Genomic DNA, 26,377 nt, shown 5'->3' on the forward strand with positions numbered 1-26,377 from the left:
AAAACATTTGTAAAGAGATTACAATACAGATATGATAGTTTTACTCATTTTAATTCCGGTTGCCGCAGGCATTATTTCCTTTTTTGTAAAAAATGGGAAAGCTGCCCGGACGCTGGCACTAGGCGCTTCTCTTTTGACATTTCTGGCTGCCCTGGTACTGGTAATGACTGCAAAAGGAACTATAACGCTGGACCAGCAGTGGCTGCCCCAGATTGGCAGCGACTTCTCGCTCTCTATGGACGGAATGGCCAAAATGCTCTGTTTGCTGAATGCGGTAGCATTACCGCTTATCTTATCCTCTACCATCAGAGAGAAATACAGCAATTCAGGTAATTTTTTTGGCCTACTGCTGCTTACGCAGGCAGGAATGATGGGCGTCTTTTTAGCGGCAGATGTCTTGTTATTCTACTTTTTTTGGGAGTTGGCCTTGATCCCGGTCTATTTTCTCTGTTCTCAGTACGGTGGGGAGAAGAAGATCCAGGCCACCTTTAAATTTTTTATCTATACATTTCTAGGATCGCTGCTTTTACTGATTGGTATTATCTATTTATATCTAAAGACACCAGATCACAGCTTTGCATTGGAAGCCTTTTATAACTTGCATCTGACCACAACGGAACAGAATGTCGGGTTCTGGCTCTTCTTTATCGCTTTTGCCATTAAAATGCCCGTTTTTCCTTTACACACTTGGCAGCCGGATGCATACGAACAGGCTCCCTCTGCCGGAACTATGGTTCTAAGCGCGGTTATGGTAAAAATGGGGATATACGCAACCATACGGTATGTATTGCCGATTTTTCCTGAGGCTGCACAACACTTTAATCATATTATTATCATCTTTGCCGTTATCGGATTGTTATATGCATCCTTTATTGCTATCCGACAGGACGATTTGAAAAGACTGATCGCCTATTCTTCTATTGCGCATATCGGACTTATGTGTGCAGCTGTTTTCTCTTTGCAGCAAATAGGTATGGAAGGTGTTATGATTCAAATGTTTAACCATGGAATCAATGTTCTTGGGTTATGGATCGTAGCAACTGCCATAGAACAACAAATCGGTACACGGAAGCTTAGTGAAATGGGAGGATTGGCAACCAAAGCGCCGGTACTCGCAATATTGTTCATGATCATGGCATTGGCTAACGTCTCTTTACCACTGACCAACTCTTTTATCGGAGAGTTTCTGATGTTTAATGGGCTGTTCCGCTATAATGTCTGGGCCGGTGTATTTGCCTGTGTCAGTATTATCCTGGTGGCTATCTATACGCTTTGGGCTATGCAGAAAATGTTTTATGGTGAGGTTTCCGATTTTACCAAAAATGCGGTAGAAGCGCCAAAAAATACACAATATGCACTCGTGATTATCACGATCGTTATTCTTATATTGGGTGTTTATCCAGCTCCGCTATTGGACCTGACTAAAGATACTGTACACGCAGTAATGAGTATTAAGTAATTGAAGAGACAAGATATTAAAACAGAATGTAAATAAAGGGGTGTGAACTTGGCATCCCTTCGAATATAAAATTAGTTAGAACTATGAACGCAATCATACTGTCGGCAATTTTAGGTGTAGTGATGATGCTTAGCAGTGCTTTTATAAAAAACACAAAAGCCTATAAGAGCATTGCACTGGTCGGACTTATTATATTGTTGCTGGCCAATATTTGCGAGACATACAGTCATGCCTGGTTGGACATCCCTATGTACGATATGCTGAAGTTCGACCGTTTCGGCCTTTATTTTAATACTTTGGCCATTGCCTGTACTTTCTTGTTTTGCGCCTTTTCTCAAAAAGAAATTGAAAAAGTAGGGCAGTATATCGGAGAGTATTTTGCATTGATCTTCTTTGTGCTGTGTGGAATATTTATTCTTTCTGCATACAATAATCTGCTTATGCTCTTTGTCGGTATTGAAATTATGTCTATACCGCTATATATTCTGACGGGTGCCAGAAAGGAGAACCTGAAAAGCAACGAAGCCTCTCTTAAATATTTTTTAATGGGTTCTTTCTCTACGGGGATATTATTGATGGGGATTGCTCTGGTGTATGGAGGAACGGGCGACTTTGCCCTGACACACCATACTGCGGAGATCAATACTTCGATAGCAGGTGCCGTTAATCAACCCATGTCTTTCCTGGATGTGGCCGGTATGCTGCTGATCCTCGTGGGTATGTGTTTCAAGGTCTCTGCCGCGCCTTTCCATTTTTGGGCGCCGGATATATATGATGGTTCTCCCAGTGTTTTCTCTTCCTTTATGGCGACCATAGTAAAGGCAGGTGCTTTTATTGCATTTATTCGCCTGTTTGCATTAAGAGAACAGGAAACCAGCATCTTACAGAATGCGATTATAGGTGTTGACTGGAAAATGCTCTTTTCAATTATCATTGTCGCCACCTTGCTCTTTGGTAATATAACGGCGATCTTCCAGCAAAGTGTCAAACGGATGCTGGCATATTCTTCTATTGCCCAGGCGGGTTTTATGTTGTTTGCCTTATTAAGCCTGAATGAAACCGCTAAAGAAGGATTACTGTTGTATGTAGTGGCTTATAGCGTTGCAACGATTGGCCTGTTCGGCATTCTGGCTAAAATGAAAGATTATACGCTGGCCGGTTATAATGGGATGGCTAAGTCGCACCCGACATTGGCATTTGCGAACGCAATCTTTTTATTATCGCTTTCTGGTATCCCCTTGAGTATCGGTTTCTTTGCGAAGTATTACATGCTGATGGCAGTCATACAAACCGGCGGTTATCTTTGGGTAGCTATTGTTGGGGTAGTGTTTGCCGTAATCAGTGTGTTCTATTATTTCCGGGTAATCTGGTCTATGTATTTTAAAGAAGGTTCGGTGGAACTAAAGTATCCGGTTACTAAAGGTTTTAAAGTTATGGCCGTTGTGCTGGCGCTGATTATTATCATATTGGGGACCTTCCCGCAGATTATATTGAATTACTTGTATTTCTAAGAGAAAATCAGATCTAAATCATTTACGCTGGTCTTTAGATTTTTGTTCCATTCAAAAACCTAAAGACCAGTTTCTGTTTTCCTGCACAGCGCCCTACCAACCTGATTTTCGCCTTTTTCGTGAAGCCCGAAATATACGTACATCCCCACCATAAAGCATTGACGGAAAGGGTAGCCCGGTCAAGATTGAAAATGTCGCGATGGATGTATTCGGCTGTCCGCGCATCACCGGTTGTCAGTTATTTTGTTTTTCTTTTAAAAACAGGAACGCTGCTACAAGCCTCACCATACATTATACTTTGTGCAAATGGGAGAAGCCGTCTGGTCATCGCGAAATAAACGGCAGCGTTTACATTCATTTTACCACAGCCCTTGAGAATGATTCTTTTGTCCTGATATTGTTCTGTGTCCAGCTGACCAATTTTCGTTTCAATTAATTTCATGGCCATTTCTTCTGGAGTGCCGATATAAATGTCGGCTGCAACCGGCGTCAGGTAAGTCGCTAGCAACATATAAGCCCATCTTGGAATAATGGCGTCCGACGAGCAAAATATAGCTACGAATTTATCTTGATAGGAAGACCAGTTGATTTCTTTGAGCGACTGCCTGAAGGGCTTCTCCTTAAGGAGCATATCCATAAAAAGCCATTGTTTGATATCGACACCTATAATCTCTTCCCTCGGATAGAAGTCTTCTAAGTCGATCGTAACTATCCCACTCTCTGCAACTTTATTCACAATGATATCTTCCATACTTCAAATTTGATACAAAGTTCCGAAAATTAACGTTAAGACGTGGCCAGATTTGAGTCGTAATGAGCTTTCTAACAAAATTATTGGCGTAAAAACGCCGAAACACCGATTTTCTTCTGTATTTTGGCGGCCTATAATGTAATAAATGGCTTATTTTTATGGCTCTTTTATAACTAACAAACATTCATTAACATAAAGTAGTATTATGGCAACCGTACAACCGGCAAAACTAAAACACCACAAAGGCTTATGGGTGTTATTTGGAACAGAGATGTGGGAACGTTTTGGTTATTACCTGATGGTAGGTATTTTCTTATTGTATCTCAAAGACCCGATTAGTAATGGCGGGGCGGGTTTTAATCTTAAGATGGCAACGGACCTTGTCGGCTCTTATATTGCTATGGCTTACCTGACCCCTTTTATCGGGGGGCTGATTGCGGACAGGTATCTGGGATATAGAAAAGCAATCATCTTGGGTGGAGCGCTGTTGGCAGCAGGTTACTTTGTATTAGCGATTCCTGGAAAGACACCGATGTACATAGCATTGTTACTATTGGTTACCGGCAACGGATTCTTTAAACCGAATATCAGTACCTTACTGGGAAATATTTATAATAAGGAAGAACTTAAGGCCCGGAAGGATAATGCGTACAATATCTTCTATATGGGGATTAATATTGGTGCTTTTGTCTGCAACTTTGTGGCGGCGTATATGCGTAATCACTACGGATGGGGTTATGCTTTTATGGCTGCAGGTGTCGGTATGAGTATCGCTCTTATCTGGTTTATTTTCGGCTATAAGACTGTTGCAGAAGGAGATGTCAAAAAGCCGGTGCAAAAAGAAGATATGCCGATGAAAAAGATCCTGGGTTACGTATTTTTACCGGCGGCTATTGCCGGTGCTATTGGTTGGAATATGCAGGCTATGATCGGACATACTATTTTCGGAACGACTTCTAATGACGCCTTTATGTTTGCCTGCGTGCCTATTATTATATTCTATGTAGGACTCTTTATTAAAGCCAGCCGGGAAGATAAAAGAGGGCTCGGCGCATTATTTTCCTTCTTCCTGGTCTCTATTGTTTTCTGGGTAATTTATAATCAGAATAGTACAGGACTGACAATCTGGGCAGATCAGTATACCAATCGGGAAATGCCAGCCGGCCTGGAGAAGGTGACCAAACCATTTGGTTTCCTGGAACCTGTTACTACTCAGCCTCACGAAGTCATCAAGTATGATGAATATTTCAGATCTTCACAGGGGCCTGATGGCAGCCTTGCAAAAACGCAAGGGCCGGATACTTATTTTAATAATTTACCTCAAAAAGACTGGCCGAAGGACGGGCACCTTAACTTATTATCCACCGAGATATTTCAGTCGATAAATCCATTTTTTATCGTCCTGTTTACACCGATTCTGGTTTGGCTCTTTGGCCGGCTGGCCCGAAAAAAGAAAGAACCAAGTACACCCAATAAGGTGGGAATGGGCATCTGGTTTGCCGGGATCTCTTCGTTGGTCATGTATATTGCGATCTCGACAACAGATGTATTCCACAATAAAACGGAGGCCTACTGGATAGTGGCGACTTATGCCATATTTACGATAGGAGAATTGCTGGTGAGCCCGATCGGACTTTCGTTGGTTTCGAAGTTGTCACCACCCAGAATCACGGCATTGATGATGGGTGCCTGGTTCATCGTCAACGCCATTGCTGGTAAGTTAGCCGGACTCATGGCTACCTTCTGGGATAGTTTTACGCATAAAGAGAATTATTTCCTGATTTTGGTGATCGCTGCTGCCGTGGCAGGTTTGATCATGTTTGTTCTCAGTAAACGAATCTCTGCCGTATTACGGGAAAAGACCGGTAGTAGCTAGGATATTGAAAGTAACTCGTCAATAGAAAACATCTGGAAAGATATTCTGGTTTAAACCGCATATCCTGCCAGATGTTTTTTGTTGCAAAAGCGTTTCTGCACTTAATCGGCCTTCTTGCACTATGCCTTGGTAACAGGTAGCTGGGTACTGATGGCAATCCTGTTCCAGCTATTGATCGTGACGACCGCCATCATGACTTCTGCTAATTTATGTTCGCCGAGCAAACGTTCTGCTTCGGCATAGGTGGCATCACTGACGCCTCCCTGAGATATCAAAGTCATTTCCTCTGTAAGGGCCAGGATGGCACGTTCTGTTTCTGTATACAGATCTGCTTCTCTCCAGGCGTTCAGCAGATATATACGCTGTTCTGTTTCTCCGTGTTTGCGCGCCTCCGTTGTGTGCATATTAATACAAAATGCGCAACCGTTGATTTGGGAAGCGCGGATCTCGATCAACCCTTTTTCAATGGCTGTCAGTGAAGTGCTTGATAAATACTTTTGTAGTTCAGATACTGCCTGATAAGCCTTTGGAACTTCTTTTAGAATATTGATTCTTTTTTGCATAACTGTTTATTTTTAATGAGAACACAAAGTTATCTATGGGTGTGAAAGATCTTCTTAAACTGGTTTAAGAAAAATTATTTGTTTCGTTTGCGGAGTTCACTGAGATATTCAGGTGTAAATCCTAAAAAAGAGGCCAACATATATTGCGGAACACGTTGCGCAAACTCGGGGTGCTTTTCAATAAACTCAAAGAAATAAGCCTCTTTGGATTTTTCATACATCATCATAATACGCCGTTGAGCGGCTCCATACGCTCTTTGCAGGTTCAGCCGAAAATATCGGTCCATTACAGGAACCATTTTCGTCAAATCAGCCAGCCTTTTACGATCTATCTGGAGCAAGACGCTATCCTCTACGGTTTGTATATTAAACGCTGCGATATTTTCTGTATCAAAAGCCAAATAATCTGTCAGCCACCAATTCTCAATGGCAAAATGGGTAATTTGTTCACGACCTTTGTCATCTACAAAGTAAAGCCTGAGGCAGCCCTTTTCCACAAAAAAAAGGTCATTGCAGGTTTGGCCCTCTTTTAGTAATAATGTTTTTTTTGCCACCTTTTTCCGCGTAAAATAACCCATGACTAGTTTAGCCTCATCAGAGGATAATAATAACTGCTGTCGGATATGGGCGATCAATGGTTCCATGACAATAGGCGGTTTTTTTTAATATGCGTTGTGAAATTAACCAAATCTCATGGCAATAATGGCATTTGTCAATTTGTTTTTGTACTGATAGCGTATAACGAAGGGGGATTCTATAGAACTCCTGAATATCTCTGTTTGAATATGCATTATTACGGGTCACTGACCCGTTAGCAAGCTGCCGTACATTGATTATTCAAATTGTTCGCAACAGATACCGCGATGCCATCAGAGTTCGCCCGTTTTAAAAAGGTTGTTTTCGCGGCCATTATTTTTAAGTAGCCGGTAGTGTGACCGGATTGCCTTGTAAAAGGGATAATTAATATAGGGAAGGTCATTGGCTTTTGCATATTTGCGGATGATCTTTGTAATCGCGGGGTAATAGCTATGAGAGAGTCCGGGGAATAGATGATGGGCAATGTGGAGACTAAAGCCTCCGTAAAGATAATTCACAAGTTTGCTGTCGGTACTGAAATCTTTAGTGACAGATAGCTGATGTCCAAACCAGGTATTATGGATGTGGCCATCTGGGTCAGGTTCAGGAAATACAGCCTCCTCATCTACATGACTGGATAGTAAGGCAATTGCACCAAAACTGCTGGCTACGACGTGCATTATAAACCAGGCCAGTAGCACCACGGGCCAGGGTTGTTCTAATATAATGGCAGGGATGATAAGCGTTATTCCGATGTTAAGCAGTTTAAAGAAAAACAATTTGAAATACTCAATACGAGGGATCTTTACCACTCTTTTAAGGTAATTGTCTTCGCGTCCAAAAAAATCTTTGAAGTCCCGGATATACAACCAATTTAGCGTATACATGGGATAAAGAAGCCACATATAGATATGCTGATATTTATGGACAGGAAGCCATCTGGCAGAGGAAGAGATACGGGCCAGGTCGCTTTGCTTAACATCGATATCCCAGTGTGCTATATTGGGATAGGGATGATGTAATAGTAAATGACGCTTGCGCCAAATAAAGTTATTACTGCCAAAAAATTCCAGAATATAGCAAAAGTTGCGGTTAGCTCTGGCAGATCTGAACAATGCATTGTGTGCGGCGTCATGAAACCCGTTCAAAAATACCAGAAACATACTCAGTCCGCAGAGTGCATAAAATAGAAACAATGCCCAGGTGCGGTCACCAAAAAGCAGAATAAACGTATAACTGAGCAAATAGATCAGCAGGAAAATAAAGGCCTTGACAACACCATATCGTGTTTGGTCTGGTATATTTTTTACCAGTTCATGTACCTCTGCCGTTATGGCTTTAAAAATATCATCTTTTGGCGCCTTTTCAAATATAGGTTTGTGCAAAGTTGCCATACATATCTTCTTATAATTAAGTGTTCCTTCTTCAGAAATAACACCTCTTAATGGAATAATGTTTTCAATATTAAAGATACTGAATGTGAATCTACTAAACAAACGTTTAATTAATATTTTGTTAATCCGCGTTCAGTTTGTGACCATTACGATAGAATTACGCCAATTTTTTTATTTATTTTTTGTAGGTGGTATTTGGATTGTAAATTTGTACACATCCTGCGATAATATAGAAAAAATTTATAATGAATAGCAATAGTAATCCGGATATTATCTTAATCGGCGCAGGCATTATGAGTGCCACTTTAGGCTCGATGCTGAATCAACTGATGCCCAATGCAACGATTGAAATTTATGAACGCTTAGACCAGATCGCACAAGAAAGCTCTGATGCGTGGAACAATGCCGGAACCGGCCATTCTGCGCTTTGTGAGCTTAACTACACCCCTGAACTCCCAGATGGAACCATTGATGCTACAAAAGCTTTAAGGGTCGCAGAGCAGTTTGAGCTTTCTAAACAATACTGGGCCTATCTTTCAGTGGCTAAATTGTTACAGGATCCAAAAGATTTTATCTCACCGATTCCACATATGAGTTTTGTCTGGGGAGCTGATAACGTTCGTTTTTTGAGGAAGAGATATGATAAACTGCAGACGTATAACCTTTTTAAAGATATGCAGTTTTCCGATGAACAACAGCAGCTTAAAGAATGGATCCCGCTTATTATGCAGGATAGAGATCCTAAACAGCCGGTGGCAGCGACTAAAATGGATATCGGAACTGATGTCAACTTTGGCGCACTGGCCAGACAGATGATCGGCTATCTGAAGAACACGGCGGGTGTAAAAATATTTACAGGACATGAAGTTACGAACCTGAAGAAGAGATCGGACGGATCCTGGCAATTAAAAATTAAAGACCTTACATCAGGTCAGGTCAAAAAAGCTACCGCAAAATTCGTATTCATTGGCGCGGGCGGCGGCGCTTTGCCTTTGCTTGAAAAATCAAGGATACCTGAGGGAAAGGGATTTGGTGGATTCCCGGCCAGTGGTCAATGGCTTAGATGTACTAATCCGGACATCATTAAACAACATCAGGCAAAAGTCTATGGCAAGCCTGCCGTAGGCGCTCCCCCCATGAGTGATCCACATCTGGATACCCGGATGATTGGTGGGGAACGCGCATTACTGTTTGGGCCTTTTGCAGGATTTTCTTCCAAGTTTTTGAAAAATGGCTCTTACTGGGACTTGCCTTTATCTATTAAATGGAGCAATCTCTGGCCAATGATTAAAGTAGGGTTAACTAATTTTGCTTTGTTGAAATATTTAATCAAGCAGATCAGTCAGTCTCCTGCAGATAGAGTAAACGCGTTGAAGAAGTTTTATGTTAATGCGGATGCAAAAGACTGGGAACTGGAGATCGCTGGCCAAAGGGTGCAGGTGATCAAAAAAGATCCTAAAAAAGGTGGAATCCTGCAATTCGGCACAGAGGTCGTTACCAGTGCTGATGGCTCTATTTCTGCCTTGTTAGGGGCCTCCCCCGGCGCCTCTACGTCAGTGCCTATTATGTTAGAGCTCATTCAACGATGTTTTCCTAAAGAATTTCAATCAGAAGCCTGGCAAAATAAATTAACTCAGATGGTGCCTAGCTTTGGCCAGTCCCTGGAGAAGCACCCTGATCTGTGTCAGAAAATGCGTTCCTGGACTTCCGAAGCGCTTGAATTGAACAGGCCTATATCAGCATAGGATATACTAGGCTTTAGTTAAAAACCAGTATGGACATACCTTCATACTGGTTTTTAACTACAATGCGCCAGTAATTTCTAATTGCTCATTTTGCTTGTTATAGACTCTACGCTGATTCCGTTAGCTTCATCTTCTTCATGCCACTGCTCCGGTGTTTTTGGGCTTGGTTTTTTTAGGTGATAGGTGGTATATAGAGCTAGACCGGTGAATATAGAGCCACCTATTATGTTACCTATGGTTACCGGAATTTGATTATACAACCACCAGTCACTAAAACTAATCTTTGCTCCCAGTAACATGCCGGCAGGTATAAGGAACATGTTGACGACAGCATGCTCATAGCCCTGCGCGAAAAATATCAGAATAGGTAACCAGGCTCCTAATATCTTGCCACCAGCAGCATTAGAGGCGAATGCCATTACGACTGCCATCGTAACCATCCAATTACATAATATAGCTTTTGAAAATGCGGTAATAGTACCATCAAAACCATATTGTGCATAATGGAGCGTCTTGCCTTCGGCTGCTTTTATGATAGCCGCAGCAAGGGGCGAATCAGGTGTATGTCCCAAGTTGGTTATAGAAACCCAGAATAATAAAGCATAGAGCAGGCTGCCTAAAAGATTTCCAATATATACCATGCAGAGGTTTTTTGCCATATGCGCGAACCGCATTTTTTTATCAAAATAGGCGATGGGGAGTACAGCGAAGCTGCCCGTCACCAGTTCGAGCCCCAGAATAATTACGATGACAAAGCAGGCCGGAAATAATATCGCGCCTGTGATGCCGAGTCCGGTCTGTACAATAGCTGTAAAAGCCAGAGATGTACCGATACCCAGCAGCCCTCCTGACAAAAGGCTTCTAATCATTAAGTGTCGGGGGCTTAAATTGATTTTAGTGATGCCGGAAGTGATCATCGCACTTATCACATCCGTTGGTTTGTTGTACGTCATATGATTATCTTTTTATTTTAAAATTTATACCCGATACCTAGTCCCAAGTGCCACCTTCCATCACGAACGGTCGTTTTCGTGTCATAGAAAACCGGTATTTGCAAAACAAGATGCCTGAAAGAAGATGTGATGCCGAAACCAGTGGAAGGAGTAATGAAAGAATTCTTTTTGACCCCATCTGGTACTTTATCTTCTTTAATACGCACAGCAGGGAATAGGCCTAAAGCAACGGAAATGGGATTCAGCAACCATTTAATAGAGGGGCCTCCAAAATTGGCATAACCGCCATGGCCAACATAACCCGCTACGATCATACCGTCCCAAATAGACAGACGTGGTGGCGATGTAGACTGAGCGTTACTGTAATGACTCATCAGTATTAGCATCATAGTAAATTTGATTACTGGATAAAACCGTTTTGTTTTTTTCATTTTTGATAAGTGATTTTAGATGGAAGCTTGTTTTGCAAATACAACATACGAATAGCGATAAATTATATATAATGTTATTGTATCTGATTAGGGGTTAATAATGACATATAAATACCAGTTCCTGATAAAATTATTATATATACCATTTAACATGTGTTAGATTGGGCTGATATTTTCATATTTAAATTTAACTAATTATAAAAAATAATATTTTTACTTCAACCGGATGCAATTCCTTCATGAGTATATTGTAAATTCGGGGAGGTATTATGATTTTGATTTAACTAAAACTGAGATTATGCGATTCGGTATACGCGCATTATTTGTATTACTGGTGTCGTTGGGGTCCCTATCCTTCATTTCTGCTCAGCGCAACTGGTTAACAAAACAATCAACACGTCAGCAGATTCAAACCTATTTATCATCTATTGACCGCTGGAGGACGACCCAAAAACAATCCGTACTGACTGCAATCCACTTTCTGCCAGATTCGGTTAAACAGAAACTGGTGCACAATGCCGAAAAATATTTGTCTTTTAAATGGCCAAATTTACCGGCTACCATTTATCTGCAATTCGGAGAAAATGGTAATAGAACAAATTATGAGAAGATAAGGCGGGAGCGGCGTCAGGTGCTAAGTGCGCTTGCAATAGGAGAATTGATAGAAGGCCAGAAAAGATTTATTCCCCAACTGGTCGATGGTATCTGGGCTATTTGCGAAGAAAGCACATGGGTCTATCCGGCGCATCTGTCAATACAACGACAATATTCACCACTACCCAGACCCGGGGAAAATATTATTGATTTAGGAGATGCCAGCACGGCTGAATTGATGTCCTGGACCTATTTATTATTAAAGGACCAATTGGCCCAGATATCCGATATTCTACCCCAGCGCATTCAATATGAATTAGAAAGACGCGTCATAGAACCATATTTATCCCGTTCCGATTTTTGGTGGTTGGGCTTTAAAGGTCAATCAGTTAACAACTGGAATCCAACAGTAAACAGCGGTGTTTTGCTGACGGCATTACTAGTGGAGGATAATCAATCACGATTAGATTCAACGGTCTATAAGACGATGAAAAGTGTCGATATATTCATTAACCAGTATCCTGCCGATGGAGGCTGTGATGAGGGCCCCGGATATTGGAGTATGGCAGGCGGCGCCCTGATCGGTTATTTGTCTAAGCTAAAATCGGCTACGCAGGGCAAAGCCGATATTGCTTCCCATCCACTCATAGGAAAAATGGGAAAGTATATCTACCGGGCAAATATTGATAGAAATTATTTTGTGAACTATGGGGATGCACATGCAACCGTGACGCCGAATGTCATATCTGTATATGAATATGGAGAAGCCTGCAAAAACGATACATTGAAGCAATTTGCCGCTTGGTTTGCAAAAGAAGGAGGGAGTGTGTACAATTACTTGTATAATGCACGTAGCGCGCTTGAACGGTTTGTAGATTATCTTGGCATTTGTCGGGACATCGCAAATATCCCGGCGAAACAGCCATTGATTAAAGAATCTTGGCTGTCGGATCTTCAGGAACTCACCGTCAGATCTAAAGAATCCTCCTCGGCCGGATTGTTCTTAGCGGCTAAAGGAGGTACTAATGGCGCCAGTCATAACCATAATGATGTTGGGAACTTCATCATATATGCTGCTGGCCGGCCGGCTATCATTGACCTGGGCGTTGGAACCTATACGAAACAAACCTTTAGCAAGGACCGGTATAAGATCTTTACCATGCAATCTGCCTGGCATAACCTGCCCGTAATCAACGGAGCGATGCAAAAAGCCGGCGGACAATATAAAGCAAAGGCGGTGAAAGTTGTGGAGGGAAACAAAACTATGACTCTGTCCATGGAACTTGCCGGGGCATATCCTGCTGCTGCCGGGGTAGATTCCTGGAAGCGGGTATTAAGGTTTTCCGCAGATCGGATCGAATTAGAAGAGTCGTATAAGCTCAGCCAATATAAGCAGGTTACTTCATTATCCTTGATAACACCTCTGAACGTAGATGTTGAAAATGATGAGCTTATCCTGAGAGGCAATACATCTGACGGTGCATTGATTATCCGTTTTGATCCAAAACAGTTAAGACCGTCGATAATAACAAAAGAATTGACAGACCCAAGTCTGGAGCATGCATGGGGGCAAAACATCAGGAAGATCAGCTTCGAAGTGCTTTCTCATACAATGAATGGAGCGTATAAGGTCTCATTTGAACAGCCGTAATTTGCTGACCCATAGATTTTCTGTTATTTATGGCAATATTTGTTCTTTGAAGACGTTTTTTAAATTGGCAACACGGCAGTCGATCTATTGTTAGATTAAAGAATCTTTGAGAAATTTTATGCTTTTCATTCTATCTTGCTCTCAGGATCCCGACTGTGATAATAATTTGACAAACAATTGTAAAAACTGATAAATTTCGGCTCTGATTACCTGAATGGTGTTTATTATAACAAATTTCATACGACCTTTTCGTGCCTCAACGCCGAACGAAGCTTATATATTATAATCCATTTTCCGATGATAGTTGTCAGAAAGGCTTTTCGAAGCGAAACTAAACAACATTTACAAAAAAACAGGGATGCCAGTATACGCAATATTTCAATGGCTTGGTAATGTCTATCGGTACACCGACAGTTAAGATGGAAACTTATCAATTTTATTTCCAATCAAATGAAATCTCTAATTTATCTTATTCTCTTTCAGTTTATTTGTGGTCTTTCCTACAGTCAGAATAATACGGAAAATGTATTTAAGTATCGATGTGAGTCAGCAAAGGTAATTTATAAAGAGCCAAATGGCTTTCATTTTGACACAAGTACTTGTTCTTTTTTTAGCTATACCCCCACTAAATATATTTATCCATTAGATGGTGAGATACTTAATGAGGATAGTTCTATTTGTATCGGCTTCCACGAAATAAAGGTATTTCATAAACTGGATACATCTAAATTATTACAAAGAATGTATCCGGGAAGAAAATCAAATACTGAGTACAAGCTTCCTATCCGGCATAAGGCGGACACAATTAATCATAAGATAAACTATTATTCATCTGAGAAAAGCCAGAGTCTATTTAATGCAACAATCGCTGGTGATTATTATATGATGGATTTTGAAAAACCTTACAAAGGTCGCTACTATCGTTGTAGAATTGTTTTCATGCACAAAGAAAATATAGGAGATGCCGAAATCTATTATTTTTATAATAAAAAAGATACTAGGAAAATTACCAAAATGATTGAAAATGCCTATAAGATGTTACACTTTTAGCCGGAACATTGTCTTTACACAATTTCAGGAAATTGACCCAGAGCGTATCAGAAGAAAAATAGAAAGCTATCTATAACTTCTCTGAGCTGTACCAAAATAGGCAGTATGGTACTTATTTGGTTCCTAACATCCTGGCAAATAAGGAGGTTCTATAGATAGACCCGATAATGGCCTCGTTGCTCCTTGATGCAATTTGGGCCATTAAACTCCAAACTTCATAAGAATTTGTGCCGGTAAGTTGTTTCGAGCTTTCATTGATATGCTAAGTAATCTGCAATTTATCGTCTGTATACTCTTTAGGCTTTGGATGACTCGTCCGGCAATACTACACCGCTGATAACCGTACAAGACTCATATCCCTGGGGCAGCAGCTATTTTAAGGGATTTTATAGACACCCTTGATTATAACCAGACGGCGCTATAAAAGCAAATTTCAATTAAGCCCTTCGTCTCATTGTAAATCGTCATATGCGGCACTATAAAAGAAGAGGCCTCTCAAAAGAAAATGAAAGGGTTCTCTTCAAAACGAAAAGAGGCAGCCTCGTTTTGAGACAGCCTCTTCTGGTTCTAGACCTACCACTATATCGATTAATAGTACTCTAACAATCTCCACTCCGCAATCTGTAAAAGACTAGATCCGTTATTATCTTTTACAAACAGCCTGTAATAAAGATATTCCTTGCCATCCGGCCGATTAAGTTCGTACCTGTAAGTCGTATTTCTATTCGGAAAAATGTTTCCAGATTGTTCATCGAGCACGAACCAGTTGATGCCGTCATTCGATCCTTGGAACTCCCAGTCTTTGGGATCTCTTGTGTCTGCATCATTAGCCGATGTTATTTCATAAGCGTTTAACTTCACCGCTTTATCCAGTTTTAACTGCATCCAGGTATTTTTTTCAAATTCATATAAGAATTTTGTCCCGTAGTCATTATCTGTGAGCTTTGTAGAGCCTTCTTTACCTGTCGGACCATCATTGTTATCCTTTGCTACCGTTAAAATACCAGGAATGTCATGATAGCGGATATAAAAAGAGTCGATCAAAAAATAGCTTACCTGAAGGACGGAATCTATTTTGCTGTCCAAAGAGGTACTTTTTATTTTTACGGGTAAACAATAATCAAGATTGGGATTCAGCTTATTTGTCATAATTGTTACCGTAACCGGATCGGAATCTGATTTGCCTTTTTTTATCGTACTGTTTAACGAAGAGATTGAGTAAGCATCTTCTGGTAAAGCGATAAAGTTGTAATTAAGGTAAACATGATCTTGATTGTATTGTGAGATTAAATTTGGGTCTACTTCGAATTCTACCGCCATGTCTTGTGTGGCGCCATTAAACCCTCCAAGCGATGCTCCGAACACAAACGTTTGTGACGAGTCTATGCGATATAAATGCAATTTTGCTCTCTCCGCATATGCCTGCGGCATATAGACATTGCCTTCGTTCGGTGACGTTAATTCGTCCCATTTATTGCAACCTGTAATTGCAAATGCCATTAGTAAAGCGGCCAGGGTTAACGTAATATTGTATTTATTGTTTGATTTTTTCATTTTGTCATATTTTATTCTCTCAAATATTTCATTACCAACCCGGATTTTGAACTAAATTTTCATCTTTTCTGATTTCTGAACTGGGAATTGCCCACAGATAGCAACGTTGTGTAAATGAAATGTTTTTAATAAGTGTTTTCTGATAGAAAGCGTCATCCTTGTTCTCTCCATCTACATTCATTCCATATACGGGTTTATTTAATTCTGTGGCAGCATCCAGCCATCTACGTAGATCAAAATATCGGACTCCCTCGAATGCCAGTTCTACCTGCCGTTCATGGTGTATGGCCTTCCGCATTGCATTCTGGCTGGTAGGAGCTGGTATCATATCTGAACCTGAACCATATTCGGCAATCCCGGCACGACTGCGGATGAGATTTAGATATTTTAAGATATCGGGATTACCTGGGTCGTATTCATTAAGTGCCTCTGCGTAATCCAAAAATATTTGAGCTAGTCTTAAATGACACCATCCCTTTCTGTCATTCGATTTTGTGATGTTTTTTCTAACCAGATATCCGGTAGAAGAATAGTCATGGTCGCTTCTGCTTTTTCCGGAAGAACCGGAATAAGTAAAGTCTACTATTACTTCATCGGAACTGCTACCCTGATCTAGCCAATAACTGTTAGTATATGTTATGTCGGCATAGAAACGAGGTTCTCTGCCTACCCATTGATTAAAGGTTCGTCGGGATTTTATGTCATATGGGCTCTTGAAATCGGAAAACCCTGTTGACTGATAATTCGAGTTCTGATCTGCAATGGGATAGCCGTTTTTCATAAAGAAGGCATCTACAATTGACTGATTGGCGGCTAAGAATCCGCCTCCTTTCGGAACGCTTGTTCCGTATCCTACGAGCTTAGGGATACCGTTATAATTGTAGGTGCCAATTCCGTTACTCAGTGACTTTGCAAAGATCCATTCATCGTTCCAATCGGTGGAGATTACATCACGGCATGCTTCATATGCTGCCATAAACGGATCTGAGTTGTTCACTGTATATAATTTGTAGGTGCCGGGGACAAACTCATCAATAAATGCCTTGGCCGCATCAGCCGCTGTTTTCCATTTATTCTTATCAAATTGAGCCGGAAATAAATGGGTCCCGTCGTGATTAGTAACCCCTGCATATGCGGGATTTCCATTGAAAAGGGGACTGGCTGCCAAAAGCAGGACTTGCTCTTTATAAGCTTTACAGACGCCGGTTGTTACACGACCATATTCATCGTTAAGTGGTAGATCGGATGGCTGACTGGATGAGGAAATTGCCTTTAGTTCATTGTAGGCGGTATCTAGCTGCCCAACTATATAGTTTACACAGCTATCAAAAGGAGCCCTTGAAAGAGCCAGGTCGTCATTGGAAGCAGAAATAGATAATGGTTGCGGCAGGATTACGACTGGACCATATAGTCTTAATAACCAGAAATAGAAAATGGCGCGCATGGCTCTTGCTTCCGCCTTGAAGTGGGCTTTAAGATAATCATTGACTTCTCTTGAATTGGCACCATCGATCTTGTTAATAAAATCTGTGGCGGTTCTGACAGGCTTGTAATATTCCGGCCAGAGGTATTCAAAAGCACCAAATGATGCAGATAAGGTATTATAACTAAATGCGTTGATGCTGAAGTTAATTGCAAAATAATTAGATTCGTCGGCGAGTTGGTTAAAAGATGCGTCATCTGAGCCCCAACCGCCTCTATTGGCATATGGGTCTGGAACATTCGCGTAAACTTGTGCCAGATACTTTTGCGTATTTTCCAGGTTAGCAAATATGGAGTCGTCCGATAAGGTGATATCTGGAACCTGGTCAAGAAATTTACTGCAGGAGGAGAATACTGCTATGCCCACTGCGATAACAAATCCTAATAACAATATTTTAAGTTTCATAATTCTGATTTTTTAAGTAATTCAATTGTGGCTCTGTGCTTAATTAAAATGAACCTGGAAACCAATTGCCATATTTCTGGTATTTGGATAGGTGTTACCACTACCTGTGTTCATTTCGGGATCCCATAGTTTGAATGGACTCCAATAACATAGATTGACGGCGTCAAAATATATCCTGGCGTTCTTAAAACCGGAGTTTTTAAAGATTTTGTTGGGTAAGTTATAGCCGAAGTTCAGCGTTTTAAAGCGGATGAATGACTGATCTTTTACCCACCAGGTACTTGCCACATTGTTATTTGCGTTTGCAACCGTTCCATATCCTAGACGTGGATAGAATGGATGTTCAGCGTGATTCTGTTCTGTCCACCTGTCCACCGTGTTTGCATATATGTTGTTATCTTCAGAGCCGGCAAACGGACTTCTTGCAATTTCACTCAACACTCTGTCAGCCCCCTGTACGCCCTCAAAAAAGGCGCTTAAATACCAGTTGCCATATTGCAGATTCATGCCAAATCCAAAGGTTAACGGAGCAACGTCTCCATGGCCGATAAAGGTTTGGTCATATTGGTTGATAACGCCGTCTCCATTGAGGTCTTTATATTTAATATCACCTACCCTGGCTACACCACCTACGCCTGACTGGTCAGCATGATTGAGAAGCTCTGCTTCGCTTTGGAAAAGGCCCTCTGCTATGTAACCATAGTTATTTAGGATTTTTTGCCCTCTTGGATCCATATAAGGCTCTTCATAAGGCGCTGCTCCGTTTTCAAGTAACTTGTCTTTATTATATGTAAAAGTTCCTCTGAATGAAATAGACAGCTTATCCGTCAGCGGAACAGGCAGTAATTCAACCGTACCATCGAATCCCCGATTGATGGTTATACCGTAGTTGCCGTCTGGCTGATATTGCAATCCTGCAAAGCCGGGAAAGTTGGCACGTGTCAGGAAGATGCCTGTTCTATATTTCTGAAACCAGTCTAATATAAAGGAAAGCTTGTTATTCAACACTTTGAACTCCAGGCCTACATCCTGATCATGGGATTTTGCCCATATGACACTAGCTCCGTAGTGGCGGATATTGATCCCGGCATAATCTTTTTTGGGATATTGGCTTCCAACTCTACCAAATGCAATCCCTTTAGCTTCATCTGTTATAGTAGTGATGTAGTCAAAGCGAGTGCCGCCTATAGCGCCTGAATACCCGTTTGAGTATCTTAACTTGAAGAATGTAAATATATTAGATAAAGGTTTCCAGAACTTTTCGTTCGACAGCACCCAGCCTACCCCGAGAGAGGGAAAGAAGCCATATCGGTCTTCAGGGGAAAATACCTGAGAGCCGGTATATCCAGCGTCAAACTCCGCAAAATATTTGTCTTTAAAAGCGTAGGTTGCTCTAGCAGCATAGTTTTGCTGACGGGTAGGAATAGCATCTTGGTAATTGGTAGCAGTGGGGTTTGCCTGGCTAAGTTGGCTATAGACAACCATGGCCTGCACATCATGGTCGCCAAAAGTCCGGTGCCAGTTGACTTGGCCTTGCAAAGAAAATTGTCGGTCTTGAGAGCTTTTGGGATCGTATCCTAAAACATCTTCTCCGGAAATTACCTGTTCCAAATTAAGTGAACCATCGTCATTGTAGTGGTCAACCTGGTCGAGGAAATAGACGCTTCTTTGCCTTTTTCTGTCCTGGCTATTGGTACTATAGGTATCAAAAGTATATTGGCCGTTGGCGCTAAGCCCTTTTAATATAAATCCCAGGTCCTGTTCCAGTCGGGCAGTAGAGGATATCTTTGATCTGAAATCTTCCCTGTAACCCGATTGGGTAATATCTGCCCAGGGGTTCGGAGAAGGTGTTGACCCTTCTGCAATCCCCGCTACCAGGTTTCCTGGATACATAGCCGGATAATGGACAGGGCTTGCTCTCATTGCATTATTAAATGCAGAGCTGGCACCGGAACCTGGCTCGTTGAACTGAGAAATGTAGCCGTTGATACCTAAGAAGAATTTGGTTGTCTTGGTCCATTTCATATCAACATTTGATACGAAGTTGTAGCGTTGATATTTGGTGCCGGCATCATATGTCTGCAGGCCATCGGTTTTCAAAAGCGATGACTCTTCATAATAGGATAGTGAAGTATAATATTGTACTCTATCGGACCCGCCTGTCGCGCTGAAGTTCAACCGACGGTTGTGTGAGGTACTATTGAACAGCTTGCCCAACCAATCTTCATTAGGGTATACATAATGGTTGGCATTGGGGTCCAAAGTACTATCAATATAATCCTGGGAATAGAAGGGCGTCATACCAGAAGCCAATGCAGCTTCATTTCTAAGTTCCATATAGGTTTTCGCATCAGCCATTTCCTGCAATTTGGTAAAAGCAGTTATACCTTCCAGATAATTAACCATGAGGTTGACTTTTCCGATTTTGCCTCTTTTCGTATTGACGATGATAACTCCATTAGCACCCAGGGCGCCGTACACGGCAGTTGCTGTTGCATCCTTTAGAATGGTAAAATCTGCAACATCTTCTGGATCAATGTCATTTAGGCTACGACCTTGAACACCGTCAATGATTACCAGCGGTCCACTGCCGCTGGAACCAAAGGTTGAAATACCACGTATCCAGATATCAGCGGAATTGCTTCCGGGTAAGCCGGAGCGCTGAACGCCAACTAAACCGGAAATACGGCCCGCAAGCATCGTATTAAGGTTCGCTACGGGCTGTTTGAGTTCCTCTACACGAACTGAAGATTGAGCACCAACTAAACTGATTTTTTTCTGACGTCCATAACCAACGACTGCAACATCATTCAGACCTCCTATTACCGGATTCATTACAATATTGTATACAATCTGTGTGGTAAATTGCCAGCGATAGTCCTCGTAGCCAATAAAGGAGGCTAGAAGTGAATCTCCCTTTACTGCTTCAATTCGGAAGTTCCCTTTATCATCAGAAATAACGGTTTTGCCGGATGTCGAATTTCTAATGGTTACCCCGATTAAATTGCTTCCGAGGTTATCCTTAACGTTACCGGTTAAAGTGATTTTTTCCTGTTGTGTACGTTCGATCTGCGCCTGGAGTGTGGCTCCAGACAGAAAAAGACCCAGACATAATAGCAGTGATAATCTCCATCTGCATTTTAGTTTTTTTAATTCCATCTCATACGGTTTAAAGATTTGAGTTTAGTGTTTGCAAAATTCTCCGAGCTGTTTTTAGTGGCTAGCTTGAAATGTGTTATTGGTTTCTTAAATGTTTAATAAAAGTATCTTAAAGGGCAACCGTTTGCGGTTAACGAATTAAAAACGTAATGTTAACATAACTTTAATCATTATTTACATTTTGCTATTTTTGCTGTGAATTGGCTGAATATCAAATTCAAAATTTAAATCCCGTGCGGTAGCGATCTTGTATTCTAGACATGGGTTGCCGCTCTTTAGTTAGGTAAATTTTTTAACTTCATGATTATTTGATGATTAATGGCAATATTTTTGGTAACCCTTTTGAAACTGACAAATAACTCCGTCGATGGCAAAACTTAAACTGGATAAAATATCAGCAGACCCTCCCAGAGAGGCAGAAAAAGAAGCGTACAAAGAAAAAACCAAAGCCCTCCAAAAAGCGATCGATGAATGGCAAAATAAGCTGTATGCCGAGCATAAGCACGCATTGCTTATTGTATTTCAAGGGATGGATGCGTCCGGTAAAGACGGGGCAGTCCGCAGTGTCTTTAGTGAAGTAAACCCTCAGGGGATTAGTGTACATTCTTTCAAAGTGCCTACCGAAGAAGAGACTGACCATGATTTTCTATGGCGAATCCATAAACAGACACCCGGAAAGGGGATGATCAAAATATTCAACCGGTCCCATTATGAGGATGTCTTGGTCACCAGGGTCCATAAGCTCATTAATGATAAAACAGCCAAAGAGCGCATGAAGGCGATTAATGATTTTGAAAACCTGCTCACGGCCAACAATACACATATTCTGAAATTCTATCTTCATATCACACCTGAAGAGCAGTCGGAGCGCCTGGCTGAAAGAATGGAAATCAAACGTAAGATGTGGAAATACAATCCGGGAGATGCAATAGAAGCGAAGTCCTGGAAGGAATACAGAAAGTATTATGAAGACTGTTTTGAACATTGCAATGAAGTCCCATGGATGATTGTACCCTCTAATAAGAACTGGTATAAAGAATATGTGGTAGCAAAAGCCGTTCATGACCTGCTGAAGAAAATCAATCCCAAGTATCCGTCACTTGAAAAAGAGTAATTGTTTTTATATATAAGCTATTGTTTACTTTTGTGCTATATTTGATAACCTTTAATAATCTATTTTAAAACGACTAAAATTTAAAAACATGGGATTCGTAAAAGACTTCAAGGAGTTTGCAGTAAAAGGAAATGCCATAGATCTTGCCGTTGGTGTGATCATTGGTGGCGCCTTTGGCAAAATCGTTACCAGTATCATTGATGACCTGGTCATGCCCGTTATTGCCAAGCTAATCGGGCAACCCGATTTTAGCAATCTGTGGATCGACCTGAATCATAAGGCGGCTGATGGGCTGGCACTGGCCGATGCCAAGAAAGTAGATGGCGCTGCCATCTTCGCCTATGGTAACTTTATTACCGTTGCCATCAATTTCTTATTGTTGGCACTCGTGATTTTTATGATGGTCAAAGCGATCATGAAACTGAAGAGAAAAGAAGAAGAAGCTCCGGCTGCACCGCCAGAACCTACCAAAGAAGAGGTTTTGCTGCAGGAAATCAGAGACGCCATCCGCGCCAAATAGCTTTCAAGATTTTTTATTGATTCCCTGAGGATTTTCTTATTTTTACCTCCCGGGCCTGGGGCGTGATAGACAACTATTTGACTGACTATCACGCCTTAGAGGGAGGATTTTGGTTATTCATTTCGTCAATTAATACAGGTTTATTTTGAAACCATCCATTTATCAAATCAAATTACCTCAGTTTGAGGGACCTTTTGATCTTTTACTATTCTTTATAGAAAGAGATGAATTGGATATTTATAATATACCTATTACCCAGATTACGAAAGATTTTTTGGATTATCTGCATCATCAACGTAGTCTCAATATTGAATTGAGCAGTGAGTTTATCCTCTTTATCTCTACCTTAATGCGTATTAAAGCCAAGATGCTGCTTCCCCGAAAGGAATTGGATGAGAAGGGTAATGAGATTGACCCCCGGCAGGAGTTAGTAGATAAGATCCTGGAATACAAGCGATTTAAAGAAGCGGCGGTGGAGCTGGCAGAGAAAGAGACTTTGCGCCAGTTGATGCAAAAAAGAGGAAACCTACAATCGGAATTGAGCAAGATTGGTGAGGATGCTGCCGAAGGCACAGAGATCCAGACCATTAATTTATTCAAATTAATGAAGACCTTTGAGAAGGTCATGCAGCGTGTAATTGATCGAAATCACAAGCCGGTACATACGGTTGTACAATATAATTATACCATGGAAGGCAGCAGGGAATACATCCTGACTACTGTAAAAAAAGCCCATTCCATGTCCTTTGAGACCGTTTTTAATGTGTGTGAAGACCGTATTCATGCGCTTTTTCTATTTCTATCCCTATTGGAATTATCTCAGATGCGTTTTATGACACTGCAGGTAGGAGAGGGTAAAAACAATTTTATCGTTGAGTGGAATGACAACCGTGATGAAGAACTGGCGAGCAGCCCGGTGCCGGAAAACACATTATCTGAAGATGAGTCTAAGAGTCCGACGGAATCACAAAATACACAGAGTGCTATACCTCAAAAAGATCCCATGTTTCCGGAGCAGCCTTCGGCCAATTAATACTAGAATTGTTACAAGTGTAAGGGGGGTGTTCCTGTAAACACCCAAAGGAGTTGTTACATATTAAATATTAAACTAATAAATCCTCTCTTTTTTCTGTAAAAAGGAATTAAAGAGAGGCTTTTTTGTGGATGGGACATAGCAAGGCCATTAGACCTGTTATTTAGTCCGGTTGGATAAGGTAAGCGTGCCAATTCTAGGCCGCTGTGCTTTTAATCTGTGCGGCCGCCTGTTGCATTCTTTTGCTGATAATGGATGCGTTTGCTGTAAGGATGCCAAAGAAGATCCAGCAGGTCTCGGTAGACTGGTTCCTGGCTTTGATTTTATTTAAATGATAGTGGTTTTTCTCATTGCCAAAACTTCCTTCCAGGACCGTGCCCCTTTGACGGTTCAGCGCTGCCCGCATCGTTTTAGATTGTTCAACCAAAGCAGGCTTCTGCCTTCCTTTAGGAATAAAATTAGTGGTGATATTGTTTTGACGGCAATACTTTCTGTTGGTATTAGTGGCATAAATAGCATCGGCACTATGATGCGTGCACTTCCCAAAAAGTTTACGGTGCAGATAAATCGTATCCACCAGCTGTGTGCCTTCATTGAAGGCATCATAACTCAGCCGTTGGATAAAACTGATGCCGTCTACCTGTAACTTGTTGACCTTGGCTCCGAACTCTACAGCTTTTATTTCTTTGCCCCGGATAATGGGACGGATGTAGGGCTTGCTGATCGATACGATCCGGTCTTTGATCTGTGGGTTCCTATCCCCAAAAGCTTTGTTATGCTGTTGCTCGTATAGGGTACGTATCGTCTTCAGGCGGGTGGCTTTCCGCTTGCTGATATGAGTTCCGGGGCGGGCCTGCAATTCATCGTTAAGCTGCAGCAGGCGGTACAAAAAACCTAAGAGCTGCTTACGCAGTTTACGTTCCTTACGCCTGCTCTTTTTCCTGCAGCGCTGGTAGTTCAGGAACAGGGTTTTATGTTTCTCGTAGTTACTGCGGCTCTTACGTAATTTCAACTGTTTTCTAAAGAGTTGATTCAACGCATATACTTCCTTACAGGCACCCCACAGCAATTTGCAGTCAGTGGGATGGGATATATAGGATTCATAACACGTGGCGTCCTCAAAGCTGAAGGCTGTATCTTTTATCCAGGGCTTCCAGTAACCCGCCAGGCACTGCTGCATGGCATCCATATCCAGGTATTGCCCAATATAACTGCGCCACCAGCTGGGAAGATTGGAATCCTTAATTCTCTCACCGGGCCTGAGCCGGATGCCACAAAATAGCTGCATGCACCAGTCAGTATTAATACGATCGATCAGCATCCGGTCACTGACGCCCATAACGTGCTTAAGGATCATCAGTCCAATACCTCCGCTGACATCAAACCAGCTCTTGCGTCCCTGGCCGGTAATAAGACCCCGGGGACTCGGAATTGTAGCGGATAACTGCTCAAAAGGGATGGCTTTATAAAGAATTCCTAAATCTGTTTGGCTAAAATGCTTATCCAGAAGATTCTCGTGAAAAAAAAGTAGATTTGTCATGGATTATAAAAAAAGTTATGCCCTACTTTGAACACTTTTTGTGCCAAAGCAGGGCAATTTTGTTATAATCCACACCCTGAAACTCAATGGGGATAACTATTACAGCTTTTCAGGAACACCCTAAGGGGAGTATAAAAGTTTTAAAGCCAGAGCCCTACTATCTTTTTCCGGATCCTGACCTTTTTAATATGCTGATCAGCATTTGGCCGGTCATTTCCATCACGTTTCGCATTAACGATTTTGTCGGCCACTTCCATTCCCTTTATTACCTGTCCAAATACAGTATAATTCTGGTCCAGATGAGGCGCTCCTCCAGTGGTTTTATATATCTGTTTATGTGCTTTCGAAATCGTGTGACCCGATCTTTTTTCCGCTTTATTCAGCGCGTCATCCGTAAACTTCTTTCCGGTTACAATATAAAATTGGCAGCCGGAAGACGCCTTTTCGGGATTATTATCTCTGGCAGCTGCAAGTGCTCCCCGCTGATGAAAGTATTGTGGCCTGAATTCAGCCGGTATCGTATATCCTACATCTCCGTTACCTAACATGACACCTGGTTTGGCATTTTTGGAATCGGGATCTCCACCCTGAATCATAAAACCCGGGATGACTCTGTGAAACAGCACGCCGTCATAAAAATGCTTGCGTGCCAATTTGATGAAATTATCTCTATGTTTTGGTGTGCCATCAAATAATTCAATAATAATCTTGCCTGAATCGGTGGTCATAACGGCACGGAAACGCTGACTCTTGGCGGTACAAACCAATACCAGCAGACAGATCACGGAAAGTATTTGTTTTTTCATCGTACTAATCCTATCGGTAATGGGGCGAAGATAACAAAAATAAGATAACCCCACTTTGCTATCGAATCATCTTTTGTCTCCTATGAATGCTTCTGCAAAACGCCACTCCGGTTCCCTCCGGTTGTCAGACTGTGTTATGATTTTTTCATAAGAAAAGCCGGACTATGATTTAATCCGGCTTGTACTAATAAGATAATTTCGTCCTCTTA

20 protein-coding genes are annotated in these 26,377 nt (G+C 41.5%); 9 read left to right on the top strand and 11 right to left on the bottom strand.

Annotated elements, in window-relative coordinates; translation table 11 throughout:
• Positions 1 to 31 precede the first annotated feature (31 nt).
• Together K9M52_RS10130 and K9M52_RS10135 are read left to right on the top strand one after the other, a co-directional pair.
• Positions 32 to 1,459, top strand: a complete 1,428-nt coding sequence (locus K9M52_RS10130; protein ID WP_224068310.1) for a complex I subunit 4 family protein — start codon at positions 32 to 34, stop codon at positions 1,457 to 1,459.
• An 83-nt stretch (positions 1,460 to 1,542) separates the two neighbouring features.
• On the top strand, positions 1,543 to 2,970 hold the full coding sequence (locus tag K9M52_RS10135) for an NADH-quinone oxidoreductase subunit N (protein ID WP_224068311.1): 1,428 nt from the start codon (positions 1,543 to 1,545) through the stop codon (positions 2,968 to 2,970).
• A 238-nt stretch (positions 2,971 to 3,208) separates the two neighbouring features.
• On the opposite strand, the gene K9M52_RS10140 is transcribed toward K9M52_RS10135, so the two are convergent.
• Positions 3,209 to 3,721: a DUF2480 family protein gene (locus tag K9M52_RS10140; RefSeq protein WP_224068312.1), complete on the bottom strand. Its 513-nt coding sequence runs from the start codon at positions 3,719 to 3,721 to the stop codon at positions 3,209 to 3,211.
• 205 nt (positions 3,722 to 3,926) lie between these two features.
• Between K9M52_RS10140 and K9M52_RS10145 the strand changes: the two genes are divergently transcribed.
• Positions 3,927 to 5,597, top strand: a complete 1,671-nt coding sequence (locus K9M52_RS10145; RefSeq protein WP_224068313.1) for a peptide MFS transporter — start codon at positions 3,927 to 3,929, stop codon at positions 5,595 to 5,597.
• A 119-nt stretch (positions 5,598 to 5,716) separates the two neighbouring features.
• On the opposite strand, the gene K9M52_RS10150 is transcribed toward K9M52_RS10145, so the two are convergent.
• From K9M52_RS10150 to K9M52_RS10160, 3 genes are all read right to left on the bottom strand, one after another.
• Positions 5,717 to 6,160, bottom strand: coding sequence for a carboxymuconolactone decarboxylase family protein (locus tag K9M52_RS10150; protein WP_224068314.1), 444 nt, complete (start codon positions 6,158 to 6,160; stop codon positions 5,717 to 5,719).
• A gap of 74 nt (positions 6,161 to 6,234) precedes the next feature.
• Positions 6,235 to 6,804, bottom strand: coding sequence for a Crp/Fnr family transcriptional regulator (locus tag K9M52_RS10155; protein WP_224068315.1), 570 nt, complete (start codon positions 6,802 to 6,804; stop codon positions 6,235 to 6,237).
• A gap of 225 nt (positions 6,805 to 7,029) precedes the next feature.
• The gene (locus K9M52_RS10160) at positions 7,030 to 8,130 is read right to left on the bottom strand and encodes a fatty acid desaturase family protein (RefSeq protein ID WP_224068316.1); all 1,101 of its coding nucleotides are present in this window, start codon (positions 8,128 to 8,130) and stop codon (positions 7,030 to 7,032) included.
• A 245-nt stretch (positions 8,131 to 8,375) separates the two neighbouring features.
• On the opposite strand from K9M52_RS10160, the gene K9M52_RS10165 reads away from it, so the two are divergent.
• A complete protein-coding gene (locus tag K9M52_RS10165; protein ID WP_224068317.1) occupies positions 8,376 to 9,875 on the top strand; it encodes a malate:quinone oxidoreductase in 1,500 nt (499 codons plus the stop codon).
• 77 nt (positions 9,876 to 9,952) lie between these two features.
• On the opposite strand, the gene K9M52_RS10170 is transcribed toward K9M52_RS10165, so the two are convergent.
• Together K9M52_RS10170 and K9M52_RS10175 are read right to left on the bottom strand one after the other, a co-directional pair.
• Positions 9,953 to 10,828, bottom strand: coding sequence for a formate/nitrite transporter family protein (locus K9M52_RS10170; protein WP_224068318.1), 876 nt, complete (start codon positions 10,826 to 10,828; stop codon positions 9,953 to 9,955).
• Between the two features lie 17 nt (positions 10,829 to 10,845).
• The gene (locus tag K9M52_RS10175) at positions 10,846 to 11,217 is read right to left on the bottom strand and encodes a hypothetical protein (protein WP_224068319.1); all 372 of its coding nucleotides are present in this window, start codon (positions 11,215 to 11,217) and stop codon (positions 10,846 to 10,848) included.
• A 340-nt stretch (positions 11,218 to 11,557) separates the two neighbouring features.
• Here K9M52_RS10175 and K9M52_RS10180 point away from each other — a divergent pair, with 340 nt between their 5' ends.
• Both K9M52_RS10180 and K9M52_RS10185 read left to right on the top strand, forming a co-directional pair.
• Positions 11,558 to 13,504, top strand: coding sequence for a heparinase II/III domain-containing protein (locus tag K9M52_RS10180; protein WP_224068320.1), 1,947 nt, complete (start codon positions 11,558 to 11,560; stop codon positions 13,502 to 13,504).
• 450 nt (positions 13,505 to 13,954) lie between these two features.
• The gene (locus tag K9M52_RS10185; RefSeq protein ID WP_224068321.1) at positions 13,955 to 14,554 is read left to right on the top strand and encodes a hypothetical protein; all 600 of its coding nucleotides are present in this window, start codon (positions 13,955 to 13,957) and stop codon (positions 14,552 to 14,554) included.
• A 588-nt stretch (positions 14,555 to 15,142) separates the two neighbouring features.
• Here K9M52_RS10185 and K9M52_RS10190 read toward each other — a convergent pair.
• Genes K9M52_RS10190 through K9M52_RS10200 form a run of 3 tightly spaced genes read right to left on the bottom strand, consistent with a single transcriptional unit; the run spans position 15,143 to position 21,155 of the window.
• The gene (locus K9M52_RS10190) at positions 15,143 to 16,108 is read right to left on the bottom strand and encodes a BT_3987 domain-containing protein (protein ID WP_224068322.1); all 966 of its coding nucleotides are present in this window, start codon (positions 16,106 to 16,108) and stop codon (positions 15,143 to 15,145) included.
• Positions 16,109 to 16,139: 31 nt separating this feature from the next.
• Positions 16,140 to 17,996, bottom strand: coding sequence for a RagB/SusD family nutrient uptake outer membrane protein (locus K9M52_RS10195; protein WP_224068323.1), 1,857 nt, complete (start codon positions 17,994 to 17,996; stop codon positions 16,140 to 16,142).
• A 39-nt stretch (positions 17,997 to 18,035) separates the two neighbouring features.
• Complete coding sequence (locus K9M52_RS10200) at positions 18,036 to 21,155, bottom strand: SusC/RagA family TonB-linked outer membrane protein (protein ID WP_224068324.1); 3,120 nt, start codon at positions 21,153 to 21,155, stop codon at positions 18,036 to 18,038.
• 367 nt (positions 21,156 to 21,522) lie between these two features.
• Between K9M52_RS10200 and K9M52_RS10205 the strand changes: the two genes are divergently transcribed.
• From K9M52_RS10205 to K9M52_RS10215, 3 genes are all read left to right on the top strand, one after another.
• Positions 21,523 to 22,269, top strand: a complete 747-nt coding sequence (locus K9M52_RS10205; protein WP_224068325.1) for a PPK2 family polyphosphate kinase — start codon at positions 21,523 to 21,525, stop codon at positions 22,267 to 22,269.
• An 88-nt stretch (positions 22,270 to 22,357) separates the two neighbouring features.
• The gene (mscL, locus tag K9M52_RS10210) at positions 22,358 to 22,789 is read left to right on the top strand and encodes a large conductance mechanosensitive channel protein MscL (protein ID WP_224068326.1); all 432 of its coding nucleotides are present in this window, start codon (positions 22,358 to 22,360) and stop codon (positions 22,787 to 22,789) included.
• A gap of 145 nt (positions 22,790 to 22,934) precedes the next feature.
• Entirely contained in the window at positions 22,935 to 23,822 is an 888-nt protein-coding gene (locus K9M52_RS10215) for a segregation and condensation protein A (protein ID WP_224068327.1), read from the top strand.
• A gap of 196 nt (positions 23,823 to 24,018) precedes the next feature.
• Here the strand turns inward: K9M52_RS10215 and K9M52_RS10220 are convergent, their stop codons facing one another.
• Positions 24,019 to 25,362 carry a transposase gene (locus tag K9M52_RS10220; RefSeq protein ID WP_224068328.1) on the bottom strand — a complete coding sequence of 448 codons (1,344 nt, stop codon included), beginning with the start codon at positions 25,360 to 25,362 and terminating at the stop codon, positions 24,019 to 24,021.
• A gap of 140 nt (positions 25,363 to 25,502) precedes the next feature.
• Entirely contained in the window at positions 25,503 to 26,168 is a 666-nt protein-coding gene (locus K9M52_RS10225) for a peptidylprolyl isomerase (RefSeq protein WP_224068329.1), read from the bottom strand.
• Between the last annotated feature and the right edge of the window lie 209 nt (positions 26,169 to 26,377).

Origin of the sequence: Arachidicoccus terrestris (genome assembly GCF_020042345.1) — a bacterium.
GTDB lineage: Bacteria > Bacteroidota > Bacteroidia > Chitinophagales > Chitinophagaceae > Arachidicoccus > Arachidicoccus terrestris.